Raw genomic sequence first — 14,821 nt, 5'->3', positions numbered from 1 at the left:
GGCCTCGTCTCGCTCTCGCGCCACGGCGTGCTCGTCGACGACGTCGACCATGCCGCCAGCGTCGTCGTCCTGCTGGGATGACGGCTCCTGACGCGCGGCCCGACGTCGCCACCGCACGGGCGGTCGTCGCGGAGGCGGACGCCCTCGCCGCGCTGCTCGCGGGGCTCTCCGCCGCGCCGGGGACGGCTCGTGACCAGGTGCGCGCGGCGTTCGGCGACAGTCGCGAGGAGAAGGTCCTCGCGCGCCTCGACACCGTGGACGTCGCGTCGTTGCGCGACGTCACGCGCGAGCGGCTGCGGCTCGGGGCGCTCGCGGGCGCGGGCGTGCGGACGGTCGGCGAGGTCGCGCGGCTCGGGCGCGACGGGCTGGAGAAGCTCGCCGAGATCGGCCCGCAGACGGCGACGCACCTGCTCGCCGCAGCGGAGCAGGTCGCGCGCGCGGTGCGCGAGAGCCTGCGCTTCCGCATCGACCTGACGCCGACGGACCCGGTCGCCACGGCGCTCGTCCAGGCGTTGCACACGCTCGACCAGGCGGACGCCGCCGTCGCTCGGTACGGCGACCAGGTGCGCGCCGCGCTCGCCGAGCACGAGCGCGTGCGCGCCGACGCGCTCGTCGCCGTGAGCGGGCCGCGCCGGCTGATCGCGTGGGGCGAGCGGCGCCGTCGGGCGTTCGCGGCAGTGGCGACGCTCGCCGGGGTCGCGAAGCGGGCACAGGAGACGGGGCTGGCCGAGGAGGCCGGTCGTGTCGTCGCGCTGCTCACCGAGCCCGCACGCCCCTACGACGCCTGGGAGGACTTCCGCCGCCGGTCCGCGGCCTACTACGCGCTGCTCGACGGCGTCGCCCCCACCGGGCGCGACGTCGCCGCCGCGGCGGGCCACCTGCCCGCCGAGCTCGTGGACCGCGTGCGGACGCAGGCGCTCGACGAGTCTCTCCTGCGGGTCTCGCTGCGCGGGTACCAGGCGTTCGGGGCGCGCTTCGCGCTCGCCCAGCGGCGGGTCGTCCTGGGCGACGAGATGGGCCTGGGCAAGACGGTGCAGGCCGTCGCCGTGGTCGCGCACCTGGTCGCCGGCGGTGCGACCCACGCGCTCGTCGTGTGCCCGGCGAGCGTGCTGGAGAACTGGGTGCGCGAGCTGCGCGCGCACGCGGACCTCCCGGTGCACGCCGTCCACGGCGAGGACCGCGACGACGCGGCGGAGGCGTGGCGTGCGTCCGGCGGCGTCGCCGTCGTGACCTTCGCGGGCCTGCGCCGCGCCGGGACCGAGCCGTTCGCGACGGCTGACCTCGCCGTGCTGGTCGTGGACGAGGCGCACTACGTGAAGAACCCGCTCGCGAAGCGCTCGGTCGCCGTCGCGGCGCTCGCGCGAGCGACCGAGCACGTGCTCCTCCTCACCGGCACGCCCATGGAGAACCGGGTCGAGGAGTTCCGCACCCTGCTCGGCTACCTCCGGCCCGAGCTCGCCGGACGTCTCGACGCCGCGCACGGCGCGGCCGGGCCCGACGCGTTCCGGCGCGCCGTCGCGCCCGCCTACCTGCGGCGCAACGCCGACGACGTGCTCGAGGAGCTGCCCGAGCTCGTGCAGGTCGACGAGTGGGAGTGGCTCGGGGCCGTCGACGGCGCCGCGTACCGGGAGGCCGTGGCGGCGGGGTCGTTCATGGCGATGCGCCGCGCGGCGTTCGCCGTCGACCATCCGGAGGACTCGGCGAAGCTGCGTCGGCTCGTCGAGATCGCGCGCGAGGCGGCCGACAACGGGCGCAAGGTCGTGGTGTTCTCGTACTTCCGGGACGTCGTCGACGTCGTCGTGCGCGCGCTCGGCGGCCTCGCCCTCGCCCCGCTGACCGGTTCGGTCCCGGCGCGCACGCGCCAGACCATCGTCGACGACTTCACGGCGGCCGAGACGCCGCGCGTGCTCGTGAGCCAGATCGACGTCGGGGGAGTGGGCCTCAACCTCCAGGCCGCGTCCGTGGTGATCCTGTGCGAACCCCAGACCAAGCCCACGACGGAGGCGCAGGCGGTCGCCCGTGCCCATCGCATGGGGCAGGTCGAGACCGTCCAGGTGCACCGCCTGCTCACGGTCGACAGCGTCGACGAGCACCTCGTGCGCCTGCTCGGGACGAAGGCCCGGCTGTTCGACGCGTACGCGCGCCGCAGCGCGCTCGCCGAGGAGGTCGCGGGCGCGGTCGACGTGTCCGAGGCGTCGCTCGCGCGCGCCGTGGTCGACGCCGAGCAGGCCCGGTTGTTCGTCGACCCGACGGTCACGTCCGTCGAGGATGCGCCCGTCGTCGACGCCGTCGTGGAGGACGGACCGGTCGATCGCTGACACGGCGGCGCCCTGGCACGCGGTCGGCGCGCCCGCAGGCGCGGCGCGGCATAGCGTGGCGTCATGACCGCGACGGACGCATTTCCCCCGCTCACCCCGCTGCCCGAGGACTGGTCCACGGCGCTCGCCGTCGTCGCCCATCCCGACGACATGGAGTTCGGCGCCGCCGCGGCGGTCGCGCGGTGGACGGGCCAGGGCAAGCGGGTCGTGTACTGCATGGTGACGAGCGGCGAGGCCGGCATCGACGGCATGGACCCGGACGAGGCGCGACGTGTGCGGGAGGCGGAGGAGATCGAGTCCGGGCGGATCGTCGGCGTCGAGGAGGTCGAGTTCCTCGGGCTGCCGGACGGCGTGCTCGAGTACGGGCTGCCGCTGCGGCGGGCGATCGCGGCGGCGATCCGGCGCCACCGGCCCGACGTCGTGATCACCGGGAACTACCGCGAGACGTTCCCGGGCGGGATGCTCAACCAGGCCGACCACGTCGCGACCGGGCGGGCCGTCGTGGACGCCGTGCGCGACGCGGGGAACCGGTGGGTGTTCCGCGAGCAGGTCGAGACGGACGGGGTCGAGCCCTGGGGTGGCGTGCGCCAGGTCTGGGTCGCGGCCTCGCCCGACGCCCGGCACGGCGTGGACGTCAGCGCGACCTTCGACGCGGGCGTCGCGTCCCTGCGCGCGCACGCCGCCTACCTCGACGGCCTCGGCTGGGCGGACTTCGACCCGGCGGCGTTCCTCGCGTCGATGAGCGCGCCCACCGGCGAGCGCATGGGCGTCACGCACGCGGTCGCGTTCGAGGTGCTGCGCATGGGCTGGGAGGACTGAGTCAGGCGGGGTCGGGCTGGTCCTCGATCTCCACGACCTTGAGCTCGGGCGCGAACCCGTAGAGCCTGCCGTCCTGCGCGCCGACCCACCACGTCCCGCACATCGCGGTGGCGCCCTGCTCCGTGCCCTCCTCCCACCACGACGCCCTGAGCGTCGCCGTCGTGCGGTAGTCGGCGGCGGTCAGGCCGCCGCGCTCGGGTCGAGGCTCCAGGGGGTGCTGCGCCGAGACGGGTGTGCAGCTCGCGGGCAGCGCGCCGAGGTCGGCCGTCATCGTGAGGATCCGCTCGTCGCCCGTCGTGCGGACCACCTCGCGCACGTCGGTGGCGGAGTCGGGGACCCAGTCGGGGAGCACGGCATCGGCCTTGCCGGCCTTCCCGGTCGCGAACTCGTAGGTCTTGGTGTGACCCGCGCGGTTCTCGGCGGCCGCCTCGCCGATGCTCCCGCACGCGGACAGGAGGAGCGCGGCGCCGGCGGGCGCCGAGCATCCGGCGCTCGGTCGTGCCGCGCGGGGTCGTGGTCAGGGGGAGGTCGGTCGCGGGCAGGGTGGGGGTGCGGTTCGTCATGCCCCGACGCTACGGAGCGCGCGACGGCGACGGATCGGGCCGCGAGCGGAACCTCCGCGCGGTCGTCGTACGACCATGGGAGGGCGCTCGCGGCCCGGCGTCCGACCGCGGTCGGTCAGACGCGCGACCCCGCGGGGACGTTCGCGACGCCGTCGGGCAGGAAGCGCCGGCCCAGGACCCTCTCGCTGTACCCCGTGCGGTCGAGGTACGGCGTGATCCCGCCGAGGTGGAAGCCCCACCCGGCGCCGAGGATCATGCACAGGTCGATCTGCGACGGGCTCGCGACCACGCCCTCGTCGAGCATGAGCCCGATCTCCTGCGTGAGCGCGGTGAGCACGGAGTCGAGGACGCCGGCCTCGTCCAGCGCTCCCGGGCCGCCCGCCTCACCCGTGCCGAACACGGCTTGGATCGCCGGGTCGACGGGCTTGGGCAGGCCCTTCGGGGCGTCGAGGACGACGGGGATCTGCTCGTCGACGATGCGCTGGAGACCGGGGGACTCGGGGAACCGCTCGCCCAGGTCCTCGCGCAGCGACGTGAGGACGTGCAGGCCGACGGCCGGGCCGACGAGGTCGAACAGCGCGAACGGCGGCATCGGCAGCCCGAGCGGCGCGACCGCGCGGTCCGCGACCTCGACCGACGTGCCGTTCTCGACCGCCTCGACGATCTTGCCCATGAGCAGGATGAGCAGGCGGTTGACGACGAAGCCGGGGCGGTCGGCGACGAGCACCGCCGTCTTGCGGAGCTTCTTCGTCATGGCGAACGCCGTGGCGAGCGCGGCGTCGTCGGTCTTCGCCGCCTGGATGATCTCCACGAGCGGCATCTGGGCGACCGGGTTGAAGAAGTGCATCCCGACGACGCGCTCGGGGTGCTGGAGGTCGGCCGCCATCTCCGTGATCGAGAGCGCGGACGTGTTGGTCAGCAGCACGGCCTCGGGCGAGAGGACGCCCTCGAGCTCGGCGAAGACCTTCTTCTTGAGCCCCAGGATCTCCGTGACCGCCTCGATGACGACGTCGCAGCCCGCGAAGTCGCCGAGCTCGGTCGTGCCGTGCACGGAGCCGACGATGCGCGCGCCGGTGTCCGCGGACATGCGGCCCGAGCCGACGAGCTTCTCGACCGTCGCGCGCACGTAGCCGAGGCCCTTGTCGACGCGCTCCTGGTCGAGGTCCCGCATGACGACCGGCACCTGGAGGCGCTGGGCGAACAGCAGCGCGATCTGCGCGGCCATGAGCCCCGCGCCCACGATCCCGACACGGGTGACGGGGCGGGCGAGCTTCGCGTCGGGCGCGCCCTGGGGCCGCTTGCCCTTCGAGACGAGCTGGAACGCGTAGACGCTCGCGCGCATCTCGTCGCTCATGATGAGGTCCGCGAGGGCCTCGTCCTCGGCGGCGAACGCCTCCTCGCGCGACGCGGTGCGCGCGGCCGCGACGAGGTCGAGCGCGCGGTACGGGGCGGGGCGCGAGCCGGCGACGACCGCGTCGAGCCGCTGGCGCGTGCCGGCGACGACGGCGTCCCACACGGGCTGCGGGTCGAGCTGGCGCCGCTCGACGACGATCTCCCCGCGCAGCACGGCCTCGGCCCAGCGCAGCGAGGACTCGAGGAAGTCGGGCGCCTCGAAGAGCGCGTCGACGAGCCCGATCTCGTACGCCTCCTGGGCCTTGAACGGCTTGTTCGCGGCCGGGCGGGCGAGGATGACGTCCATCGCCTTCTCGACCCCCAGCAGGCGCGGCACGAGGTAGGCGCCGCCCCAGCCGGGGACCAGGCCCAGGCCGACCTCGGGCAGCGCGAGCGCACCGGCGTCGGACGCGACGGTCCGGTACGTGCAGTTCAGCGCGACCTCCAGGCCGCCGCCGAGCGCGACGCCGTTGACGAACGCGAACGTCGGCACGCCCATGTCCTGGAGGAGCGAGTACGCGGCGTGCCCGGCCCGCCCGAGGGCGAGCGCGTCGTCGCGCACCTGGACGGCCGCGGCCTGCGTGAGGTCCGCGCCCGCGGCGAGGAAGTACGGCTTGCCCGTGATCGCGACGGCGACGATCTCGCCGTCCGCGGCCCGGCGCCGCAGTGTCTCGAGGGCCGCGTGCAGCTCCGCGAGGCCCTCGGGGCCGAGCGTCGTCGGCTTGGTGTGGTCGAGCCCGTTGTCGAGCGTGAGCAGGGCGAGCGTGCCCGTCCCGCCGGGGAGCGCGACGTCGCGCACGAGCGAGTGCGTGACGCGCTCGCCGCGGGGGGCGTCCTGCGTCGCGTCCTGCGAGGCCGCGGGGGTCTGGGTGTCGGTGGGTGCGCTCATCGTCAGTTCTCCGCGGTCTCGAGGGTGTGGCCGGAGTAGTCGGCGTGGTGCGGGTTCTCCCAGATCACGGTGCCGCCCATGCCGAGCCCGACGCACATGGTGGTCAGGCCGTAGCGCACCTCGGGGTGCTGCTCGAACTGGCGCGCGAGCTGCGTCATGAGGCGCACGCCCGACGACGCGAGCGGGTGACCCATGGCGATGGCGCCGCCGTACTGGTTGACGCGCTCGTCGTCGTCCGCGATGCCGAAGTGGTCGAGGAACGCGAGCACCTGGACCGCGAACGCCTCGTTGATCTCGAACAGGCCGATGTCGTCGATCGTCAGGCCCGCGGACGCGAGCGCGCGCTCGGTCGCGGGGACCGGCCCGATGCCCATGACCTCGGGGTCGACGCCCGCGTACGCGTAGGCGACGAGGCGCATGCGCGCCGGCAGGCCGAGCTCGTCGGCGACGTCGCCCGCGGCGAGCAGGCACGCCGTCGCGCCGTCGGTCAGCGGCGAGGCGTTGCCCGCGGTGACCTTGCCGCCGGGGCGGAACGGGGTCTTGAGGTCGCGGATCGAGTCGACCGTGGTGCCGGGGCGGGGCAGCTCGTCGGCCGTGGCCAGGCCCCACCCGAGCTCGGTCGACCGGGTCGCGACCGGCACGAGGTCGGGGGAGATGTCGCCGTTCGCGAGGGCCTTCGCGTACTTGGCCTGGCTCGCGACGGCGTACGCGTCGGCGCGCTCCTTGGTGAGGTGCGGGTACCGGTCGTGCAGGTTCTCGGCCGTCGCGCCCATGACGAGCGCGGAGGAGTCGACGAGGCGCTCGGCGACGAACCGCGGGTTCGGGTCCGACCCCTCGCCCATGGGGTGGTGGCCCATGTGCTCGACGCCGCCCGCGACGACGACGTCCTGCGCGCCCACGGCGACGTTCGCCGCCGTCGTCGTGACGGCGGTCATCGCGCCCGCGCACATCCGGTCGATCGCGAAGCCGGGCACCGACTTGGGCAGCCCCGCGAGCACGGCGACGCTGCGGCCGAGGGTGAGGCCCTGGTCACCGGTCTGCGTGGTCGCGGCGAGCGCGAGCTCGTCGATGCGCTCGGCGGGCAGCTCGGGGCGGCGGCGCAGGAGCTCGCGGACCGTCTTCACGGCGAGGTCGTCCGCGCGGGTCTCGGCGTAGATCCCGTCGGGGCGCGCCTTGCCGAACGGGCTGCGGACGCCCTCGACGAAGACGACGTCGCGCACGGGGCGGCGGCGCGCGGCCTGGGTGGGTGCCGAGGTGGGAGAGGGGGCCTCGTTGGCCACGGTCATGGCATCTCCATCCGATGCAGATGGTCGGGACGGCGGTGTCCGGGAGCGGCACCGCTCGGGGGTCGTACGTGCGATACACGCTACCGCGGGTATCGGGAAAGCACGAGACCGATGCTACGACATGAAGAGACCCGGTATCGCATCGCGCGATACCGGGTCTCTTCGGCGTTCGGGGTGCTCGGGAGCCCGCGTCAGCGGCTCCCGCGGAGCTTGCGCACGACCTTCTTCGCGGTCGGCAGGCCCTTGTTCCACGCGGAGTACCACATCGAGAACGGCACGTCGACGCTGTGCACGAGCTCGTCGTCGTGCTGGGCGAAGCTGCGCTTGAACTCGCTGATCCCGTCGTTGAGCAGCCCGTTCATGTCGTACCGGACCAGCCCCGCCTGCTGCGCGAGCGTGATCGCGTGCCACTTCACCGGCGCGTTCGCGCGCAGCTTGCGCCCCGCGTCGTTGATGCCGCCGTAGAGCTCGAACGACGTCGTCGCCGACGACACGCACCACACGAACGACACCGGCGCGCCCTCGGAGAACGCCGCGACGAGCACCGAGTGCTCGCCGAGCTCGCGGTGGATCGCGAGGTAGTACTCGTCGTCGTGCAGCGCGAAGCCCGCGCGCTCGGCGGTCTCGTGGTAGACGTCGAGGACCTGGCGGACCTCGGCCTCGTCCGTCACGCGGCGCACCTCGAGGCCCGTGCGGGCGGCCTTGCGGATGTCGTACCGCGTCGACTTGCCCATGGCCTTCGTCAGCTCGTCCTCGGACTTCGTCAGGTCGAGGATCAGCGTCACCGGGTAGAGGATCGGGTTCGCCGCGGGGCGGGCGTCGGGCAGCGCGAGGTGCGTCCCGACCGGCCAGTCGGGCTCGATCGTGACGCCCACGCCGCCCACCGTCGTCTTGCACCACGCGACGACCGCACGGGTCACGGCGTCGCGCGTCGCGTCGTCGCCCACGCCCGGGCCGGCGCCCCAGCCGTCTCCGGTCGGCGCGATCACGGGCCCGCGGGGCACGTGGCACAGCGCCTTGAACTGCGCCGGGAGCGACCGCACGAGGACCTGCGCCAGGCCGCGGACGCGGCCGTCGCCGTCCACCGCCTCCACGCGGTGCGGGGTCCACGCTCCCGTGGCCTTGACCTCGCCCCAGCCCCAGAGCTGGAGGGGGTGGCCGCCGAGCTCGTTCACCCGGGCGTCCCAGGAGGCGCGGTCGGTGACTGTCCGGATCGTCAGGTTCGCGTCGTGCACGCGGACGACCCTACCCGCTCGCTACGCCCTGCCGATGCTCGCGAACGCCTCCGCGAGGGGTTCGGCGACGAGCGCCACCTGCCAGTCGCGCGCGCCGCGCCCGTGCAGGAACGCGGCGATCCCTGCCGCGTCGAGCGGGTCCGGCGGCGTCCAGCACAGGCGACGCAGCGCGTCGGGCTGGAGCACGTTCTCCACAGGGACCGTGAACCGCTCCGAGATCCCCTGGACGACGCCGCGCGCCGCCTCCAGGCGGGCCGCGGCGCCGGGGTCGCGGTCGGCCCACGCGCGCGGCGGCGGCGGGGCGTCGGTACGCGGTCCCCGCGTCGTGGGGAGGGCGCTCGCTGGCAGCGCGAGCGCGGCGTCGATCGCGCGCTGCCAGTACGCTGCCCGGCGGCGCGTGCCCTTGCCCGCGAACGGGGGGAGCTCGACGAGCTGGCCGGCCGTTCGGGGCAGCGCCTCCGCCGCGGCGACGATCGCGCGGTCGGGCAGCACCCGGCCCGGGGCGATGTCGCGCGCGCGGGCGGTCGCGTCCCGGGCCTCCCACAGGCTCCGCACGACCGCCAGGCGGCGCGGGTCGCGCAGCGTGTGCGTGCCGGACGTGCGCCGCCACGGCTCGGGACGAGGTGCGGGCGGTCCGGCGGTGCGCACCGCCTCGAACTCCTGCGCCGCCCAGCCGGCCTTGCCCGCCTCCTCGAGCCGCTCGCCGAGGGCACGGCGCAGCGGGACGAGCACCTCGACGTCGAGCGCGGCGTACCGCAGCCAGTCGTCCGGGAGCGGGCGGGTCGACCAGTCGACCGCCGAGTGCTCCTTCGCGAGGCCCAGGCCGAGCACGTCCGCCACCACGGCGGCGAGGCCGACGCGCTCCATCCCCAGCAGGCGGGCCGCGAGCTCGGTGTCGAACACGCTCGCGGGGACCACGCCGTGCTCGGCGAGGCCCGGCAGGTCCTGCGACGCGGCGTGCAGCACCCACTCGGCGTCGCCGACCGCTTCCCGCAGCGGCGACAGGTCGGGCACCGCGACCGGGTCGACGAGCGCCGTCCCCGCGCCCTCGCGGCGCACCTGGACGAGGTAGGTGCGCTGACCGTAGCGATAGCCCGACGCGCGCTCCGCGTCGGCCGCGACCGGGCCGCTCGCGGCGGCGAACGCGTCGACGACGCGGGCGAAGGCCGCCTGCGTGTCGACGACGCGGCCGAGCCCGTCGGACGGCTCGGTGAGCGGCGTGACGACCGTCTGGTGCGTGCCGGTCGCGGGGGTCGGGTCGAGCGGTGGGGGTGCGGGTGCTGCGGTCGAGCTCATGGGTTCACGGTATTGCGTCGGGCAGGGGGTCGAGCACCGAGGGGCGTCACGCCGTCGGGCAGGGGAGGCAGCCCGGCGGCCGTGCACAACAGCTGCGCCCACGCCGCGAGATGGTCACCGAGGTCCGCCGCACCGGCGCTCCCCGCGGGCACCGGGGTCCACGACGCGCGCATCTCCAGCTCCACGTCGTTGTGCTTGCCGGCGAGCGCGCCGAAGCTCTGCGACAGGACGCGCGTCACCGTGCCGCCCTCCGCGCGCACGGCGGCGCCGGTGTCGTGGAGGGCGTCCTCGAGCCACGTCCACGCGACCTCGGCGAGCATCTCCTCCGACGCCATCTCCGGCTCGAGCGTGGCGCGCACCATCGTCACCACGCGGAAGGTGCCCTGCCACGCCTCCTGGCCGTCAGGGTCGTGGAGCACGATGAACCGGCCCGACGCGAGGTCGGGGTCCTCGGAGCGTGCGGCCTCCACCTCGCCCGTCAGAGCGACCGACCACGGCGCGATCCGGCGGGGGGCGGGGACCTCGCGCAGCGTCACCTCGGGTCGCAGCCGCCGCGCGCCGAGGGCGTCGAGGACGGCACGGAACTCCGGGGGAGCGTCGGTCCCGTGAGCGGTGATCACCCTCGGCACACTACGAGCCGACCGGACGAACCGGACGCGCGCCGCGCGGGTGTCATCGAATCGTGATCCCGACTTCGTCAAGAACGCTTCCGGTGACCGGATCGTGGCCGCTCGGGAGCGGTGCGGCGCACGAGGACTAGGCTGGCCGGGTATCCATCACCGGTGCACCCGGCCGCGCTCCCGCCCGGCCCGGTCCGGTTCCGCGCCCTCCCCGCGCGGCCGTCGTGCGCCGGGACCGACCCTCGAGGAGCAGGGAAGCAGATGTCAGCACGCGCACAGATCGGTGTGACCGGACTCGCCGTCATGGGTCGCAACCTGGCCCGGAACTTCGCCCGGCACGGCTACACGGTCGCGGTGCACAACCGCTCGTATGCCAAGACCGAGTCCCTGATCGCCGAGGCGGGCACCGAGGGCGACTTCGTCCCGTCCGAGTCGATGGCCGACTTCGTCGCGTCGCTCGAGCGCCCGCGCAAGGTCGTCATCATGGTCAAGGCCGGCGCGGCGACCGACGCCGTCATCGACGAGCTCGTGCCGCTGCTGGAGGAGGGCGACATCGTCGTCGACGCCGGCAACGCGCACTTCCCGGACACGATCCGCCGGGAGAAGGCGCTCGCGGCCCAGGGCCTGCACTTCGTGGGCACCGGTGTCTCGGGCGGCGAGGAGGGCGCGCTCAACGGCCCGTCGATCATGCCCGGCGGTACCCGCGAGTCCTACCAGAGCCTCGGCCCGATCCTCGAGGACATCTCGGCGAAGGTCGACGGCGTGCCGTGCTGCACCTACGTCGGGCCCGACGGCGCCGGCCACTTCGTCAAGATGGTGCACAACGGCATCGAGTACGCCGACATGCAGCTCATCGCCGAGGCGTACGACCTGCTCAAGCAGGGGCTCGGCGCGTCCGCGCAGGAGATCGGCGAGATCTTCGCGCAGTGGAACACGGGGGACCTCGAGTCGTTCCTCATCGAGATCACCGCCGACGTGCTCCAGCACGTGGACGCGGAGACCGGCAAGGCGTTCGTCGACGTCGTGCTCGACCAGGCGGAGCAGAAGGGCACCGGCCGCTGGACGGTGCAGAACGGCCTCGACCTCGGCGTGCCGATCACGGGCATCGCCGAGGCGACGTTCGCCCGCGCGCTGTCGGGGTCCGTCCCGCAGCGCGAAGCCGGCCGCGCGGCGCTGCCCGCCGACGCTGCGGCGTGGGACGTGCAGGACCGCGACGCGTTCGTCGAGGACGTGCGCCTCGCGCTCTACGCGTCCAAGGTCGTCGCGTACTCGCAGGGCTTCGACCAGATCGCGGCGGCGTCCGCCGAGTACGGCTGGGACATCGACCGCGGGGCCATGGCGCGCATCTGGCGTGGCGGGTGCATCATCCGCGCGCGGTTCCTCAACCGCATCACCGAGGCGTACGAGCGTGACGCGCAGCTCCCGCTGCTCCTCGCCGACGAGTACTTCACCGGCGCGGTGGGCAACGGCCTCGCCGCGTGGCGTCGCGTCGTCGCGCAGGCTGCCCTCAACGGCGTCCCGACGCCCGCGTTCTCGTCGTCGCTCGCCTACTACGACGGCGTCCGGGCCGAGCGTCTGCCGGCGGCCCTCATCCAGGCCCAGCGCGACTTCTTCGGCGCGCACACCTACCGCCGCGTCGACAAGGCGGGCACGTTCCACACCGAGTGGTCGGGCGACCGGACCGAGTCCGACGCCTGACGGCTCACCACCGCACGCCCCGACGGCGGTCGTCGCGCTCCGGCGCGGCGGCCGCCGTCGGCGCGTGCGGCCTAGGCTCGACCCGGCACGACGGCGCGCGTGAGGCCCGGGCCGTACGCGCCTCCGACGTGGCAGGCTAGTCCCGGCCGGCCGCCGCGTCGGCCCCACCCTGACGCCGGACGACACGGAGAACGATGAGCCGCCACCCGCAGGACGCGACCGCGACGAGGATGCTCGCCGACCGGACGGGCACCGACCCGGCCGACTGGTTCCTCGTCTTCAAGGCCCGCTACGGGATGGAGGTCGTGTTCCGCGCGCTCGCCGCGGCGCGCGGGGCGGGCGAGGTGGTCACCCAGGTGTTCACGTGCTCGACGGCGGTCGATCCCGTCCTCGTCGCCGGGCTGCGGCCCGTCTACGCCGAGGTCTCCCCGGCGACGGTCGCCATCGACCCCGACCGGCTCGCCGTCGGGCCGGCCACGCGCGCCGTCGTGCTCCAGAACACGTTCGGCATCGTCGACGACGCGACCGCGCTCCGGCTGCGCGCCGCGGCGCGCTCCGTCGGCGCGCTGCTCGTCGAGGACAGCGCGCACTGCGTGACGCGCCTCGCGCGCGACGCCGACGGGTCGCCCGTCGCGGACGTGTCGTTCCACTCGTTCGGTGTCGAGAAGATGCTCCCCACGCGGTTCGGGGGCGCCGTCTGGGTGAACCCCGCGCTCGAGCCCGCGCTGCGCGCCGCGGTCGTCTCCGCGCTCGACGCGCTGCCGGTCGTGGGCGCGCGGCTCGACCTCGCCGCGCGCAGCTTCCGCACGCAGGTCCGCGTGCTCAACCGGCTCCCGGGCGGGGCGGCGGGGAAGGTGCGCGGCGCGCTCACCGCCGTCGGCGCGTACGAGCCGGCGATCGCCCCCGTCGAGAACCGGGGCGGGCTCGCGCACCCGCCGCAGCGGCCGTCGTCGTGGGTCACCGGCCGGATGGTCGACGCGCTGCGGTCGAGCGGCGACGTCGAGGCGCGCCGCGCGGACACCGTCGCGGAGTACGTGCGCGGGCTGTCCGACGTCGTCGAGGTGCCGGCGGGCATCGGCGAGCGCGCGCCGCTGGTCCGGTTCCCCTTCTTCGCGCCCGACGCGCCGACCGCCGACCGGCTCGTGCGGGAGCTCACGGCCGCCGGGTTCTACGTCGGCAAGTGGTACCGGCCCGCGCTGTTCCCCGGCCCGGACGACCCGACGGTCTACGGGTACACGCCCGGCGACCCCGCGCTCGCGACGACCGAGGACCTCGTGGCGCGCGTCGTCAACCTGCCGACCACGGTCGGGGTCGCGACGGCGCGCCGGATCGTCGAGGCAGTGCGGTCCGCGCTGAGCTCCTGACCCCGGACGGCCGAGCAGGCGGTCCTGGTGCGTCCGTGACACGGGACCGACCGAGACCGCCTGCTCGGCGCGGCGCCTCCCGGGGTCACGCAGACGGACGCGAGCGCGCGAACTTCACGTAGTCGAGCGTGTGGCGCAGGTCGACGCGCCACACGTCGACCCGACGGCGCAGGCTCCTGTCCGGTGCGTAACGCAACGTGTGCCAGACGCCGTGCTTGCGGGCCTTCTTCACCCGGTGGCGCAGCGACACCGGCACGAGGGCCCGGACGACCGGGTAGGGCACGTTGACCCACAGCCGCGCCTCCGACGTGACCTGCTCGGGCAGCTCGCGCCCGTGCACCAGGTCCTCGACGTAGCAGCGCGCGAGGTTGCCGCCCGCGGCCATCGTGTAGAAGCTCGCGGCACCCTGGCGCAGGTTGACCTCGAGGATCTTGCTCGTGCCGGTGCGGCGGTCGTACATGACGTCGAGGTTCGCGGCGCCCACGTAGCCGAGGCTGTCGAGCAGGTGCCGGATCGACTCGGTGAGCTTGTCGTCCTTCATCGTCACGACGGCGTTGTAGTTGCCCACGAGCTTCGGGTCGTACTCGCCGAGCACGATCTGGGCGGCGGACAGGAACCGCAGCCGGCCGTGCCGGTCGGAGTACGTGTTGACCACGCGCATGACCGACTCGTCGCCCGCGAGGTACTCCTGCACGATGAGGTCGTCCGTGTAGCCCGCGGCGTAGATGCGGCGCGCGACGTCGCGCAGCTCCGCCGCGTCCTGGACGAGGTAGACCTTCTTCTTGCCCTCGAACTGGAGGCGCGGGTAGGTGTCCGTGTCCGACGGCTTGAGGATGAGCGGGTAGGGGAACGGCAGGTCCTCCCCGAAGCCCGGGGCGTCGACGTGCGCAGCCGTGGCGATCACCGTCTCCGGGTGCGGCACGCCCAGCTCGGCGCACGTGCGGTAGAAGTCGGTCTTGTTCATGAGCCGCGCCGCCAGCTCCTGGCCGACGAGCGGGATGAGGTAGAGGTCCTCGAGCTCGGCGCGGTGCGCGATCACGACGTTCGTGTAGAACTCGATGTTCGCGATGAGCAGGCGCTTGCGGCCCGGGAACTCCTGGGCCAGCTCGCGCAGGACCGCGACGATGCGCTCCGGGTCGTCGAAGTCGCGGTAGGTGCGCACGTCGACGATGCGGGAGTCCGCCGTCTCCCGCAGGGGGAATCGGCCCAGGGCCAGCGTGCGGACGCCGTACGCCTCGTGCAACGATCTCGCGATGTTGTAGGTGTTGAGGTTGGTCCCCAGGACGATGGGGAGGAACTCGGCGTTGCCGTACGTCATCGCGAAGAGTCGTCCGTTTCTCT

11 protein-coding genes are annotated in these 14,821 nt (G+C 74.3%); 4 read left to right on the top strand and 7 right to left on the bottom strand.

Annotation, left to right across the window (positions count from 1 at the left end):
- The first annotated feature begins 77 nt into the window (after positions 1-77).
- Together AC6CH9_RS05835 and AC6CH9_RS05830 are read left to right on the top strand one after the other, a co-directional pair.
- Positions 78-2,318: a DEAD/DEAH box helicase gene (locus AC6CH9_RS05835; protein ID WP_498154052.1), complete on the top strand. Its 2,241-nt coding sequence runs from the start codon at positions 78-80 to the stop codon at positions 2,316-2,318.
- A gap of 63 nt (positions 2,319-2,381) precedes the next feature.
- Positions 2,382-3,137 carry a PIG-L deacetylase family protein gene (locus AC6CH9_RS05830; protein WP_498154051.1) on the top strand — a complete coding sequence of 252 codons (756 nt, stop codon included), beginning with the start codon at positions 2,382-2,384 and terminating at the stop codon, positions 3,135-3,137.
- A 1-nt stretch (position 3,138) separates the two neighbouring features.
- On the opposite strand, the gene AC6CH9_RS05825 is transcribed toward AC6CH9_RS05830, so the two are convergent.
- The 6 genes from AC6CH9_RS05825 to AC6CH9_RS05800 all read right to left on the bottom strand — a co-directional run bounded on the left by AC6CH9_RS05825 (position 3,139) and on the right by AC6CH9_RS05800 (position 10,418).
- Positions 3,139-3,489 carry a hypothetical protein gene (locus AC6CH9_RS05825; RefSeq protein WP_498154050.1) on the bottom strand — a complete coding sequence of 117 codons (351 nt, stop codon included), beginning with the start codon at positions 3,487-3,489 and terminating at the stop codon, positions 3,139-3,141.
- A gap of 326 nt (positions 3,490-3,815) precedes the next feature.
- On the bottom strand, positions 3,816-5,981 hold the full coding sequence (locus AC6CH9_RS05820) for a 3-hydroxyacyl-CoA dehydrogenase NAD-binding domain-containing protein (protein WP_498154049.1): 2,166 nt from the start codon (positions 5,979-5,981) through the stop codon (positions 3,816-3,818).
- 2 nt (positions 5,982-5,983) lie between these two features.
- The gene (locus AC6CH9_RS05815) at positions 5,984-7,267 is read right to left on the bottom strand and encodes a thiolase family protein (protein ID WP_498154048.1); all 1,284 of its coding nucleotides are present in this window, start codon (positions 7,265-7,267) and stop codon (positions 5,984-5,986) included.
- A gap of 191 nt (positions 7,268-7,458) precedes the next feature.
- Positions 7,459-8,502 carry a lipid II:glycine glycyltransferase FemX gene (locus AC6CH9_RS05810; protein WP_498154047.1) on the bottom strand — a complete coding sequence of 348 codons (1,044 nt, stop codon included), beginning with the start codon at positions 8,500-8,502 and terminating at the stop codon, positions 7,459-7,461.
- Between the two features lie 21 nt (positions 8,503-8,523).
- On the bottom strand, positions 8,524-9,798 hold the full coding sequence (locus tag AC6CH9_RS05805) for an HRDC domain-containing protein (RefSeq protein WP_498154046.1): 1,275 nt from the start codon (positions 9,796-9,798) through the stop codon (positions 8,524-8,526).
- A complete protein-coding gene (locus tag AC6CH9_RS05800) occupies positions 9,795-10,418 on the bottom strand; it encodes a DUF3000 domain-containing protein (protein ID WP_498154045.1) in 624 nt (207 codons plus the stop codon). The genes AC6CH9_RS05805 and AC6CH9_RS05800 overlap by 4 nt, the downstream gene beginning before the upstream one ends.
- Before the next feature lie 261 nt (positions 10,419-10,679).
- Here AC6CH9_RS05800 and gnd point away from each other — a divergent pair, with 261 nt between their 5' ends.
- Both gnd and AC6CH9_RS05790 read left to right on the top strand, forming a co-directional pair.
- Positions 10,680-12,116: an NADP-dependent phosphogluconate dehydrogenase gene (gnd, locus tag AC6CH9_RS05795; protein ID WP_498154044.1), complete on the top strand. Its 1,437-nt coding sequence runs from the start codon at positions 10,680-10,682 to the stop codon at positions 12,114-12,116.
- Between the two features lie 194 nt (positions 12,117-12,310).
- Positions 12,311-13,480 (top strand): DegT/DnrJ/EryC1/StrS family aminotransferase, encoded by a 1,170-nt coding sequence (locus AC6CH9_RS05790; protein WP_498154043.1) that lies wholly within the window; start codon positions 12,311-12,313, stop codon positions 13,478-13,480.
- Positions 13,481-13,565: 85 nt separating this feature from the next.
- Here AC6CH9_RS05790 and AC6CH9_RS05785 read toward each other — a convergent pair whose 3' ends face one another.
- Positions 13,566-14,798, bottom strand: a complete 1,233-nt coding sequence (locus tag AC6CH9_RS05785; RefSeq protein WP_336726468.1) for a carboxylate--amine ligase — start codon at positions 14,796-14,798, stop codon at positions 13,566-13,568.
- Between the last annotated feature and the right edge of the window lie 23 nt (positions 14,799-14,821).

This window comes from Cellulosimicrobium sp. GQ32 (assembly GCF_059758455.1).
The sequence above is the reverse complement of the archived record's forward strand: the minus strand, read 5'-3'. Positions and strand labels throughout refer to the sequence as shown.

Excerpts from the sequence above, each read along its gene's own strand:
- AC6CH9_RS05815 (WP_498154048.1), bottom strand. The coding sequence starts at position 7,267 with ATGACCGTGGCCAACGAGGCCCCCTCTCCCACCTCGGCACCCACCCAG.
- AC6CH9_RS05820 (WP_498154049.1), bottom strand. The coding sequence starts at position 5,981 with ATGAGCGCACCCACCGACACCCAGACCCCCGCGGCCTCGCAGGACGCG.
- AC6CH9_RS05805 (WP_498154046.1), bottom strand. The coding sequence starts at position 9,798 with ATGAGCTCGACCGCAGCACCCGCACCCCCACCGCTCGACCCGACCCCC.
- AC6CH9_RS05785 (WP_336726468.1), bottom strand. The coding sequence starts at position 14,798 with ATGACGTACGGCAACGCCGAGTTCCTCCCCATCGTCCTGGGGACCAAC.
- AC6CH9_RS05830 (WP_498154051.1), top strand. The coding sequence starts at position 2,382 with ATGACCGCGACGGACGCATTTCCCCCGCTCACCCCGCTGCCCGAGGAC.
- gnd (WP_498154044.1), top strand. The coding sequence starts at position 10,680 with ATGTCAGCACGCGCACAGATCGGTGTGACCGGACTCGCCGTCATGGGT.
- AC6CH9_RS05790 (WP_498154043.1), top strand. The coding sequence starts at position 12,311 with ATGAGCCGCCACCCGCAGGACGCGACCGCGACGAGGATGCTCGCCGAC.
- AC6CH9_RS05835 (WP_498154052.1), top strand. The coding sequence starts at position 78 with ATGACGGCTCCTGACGCGCGGCCCGACGTCGCCACCGCACGGGCGGTC.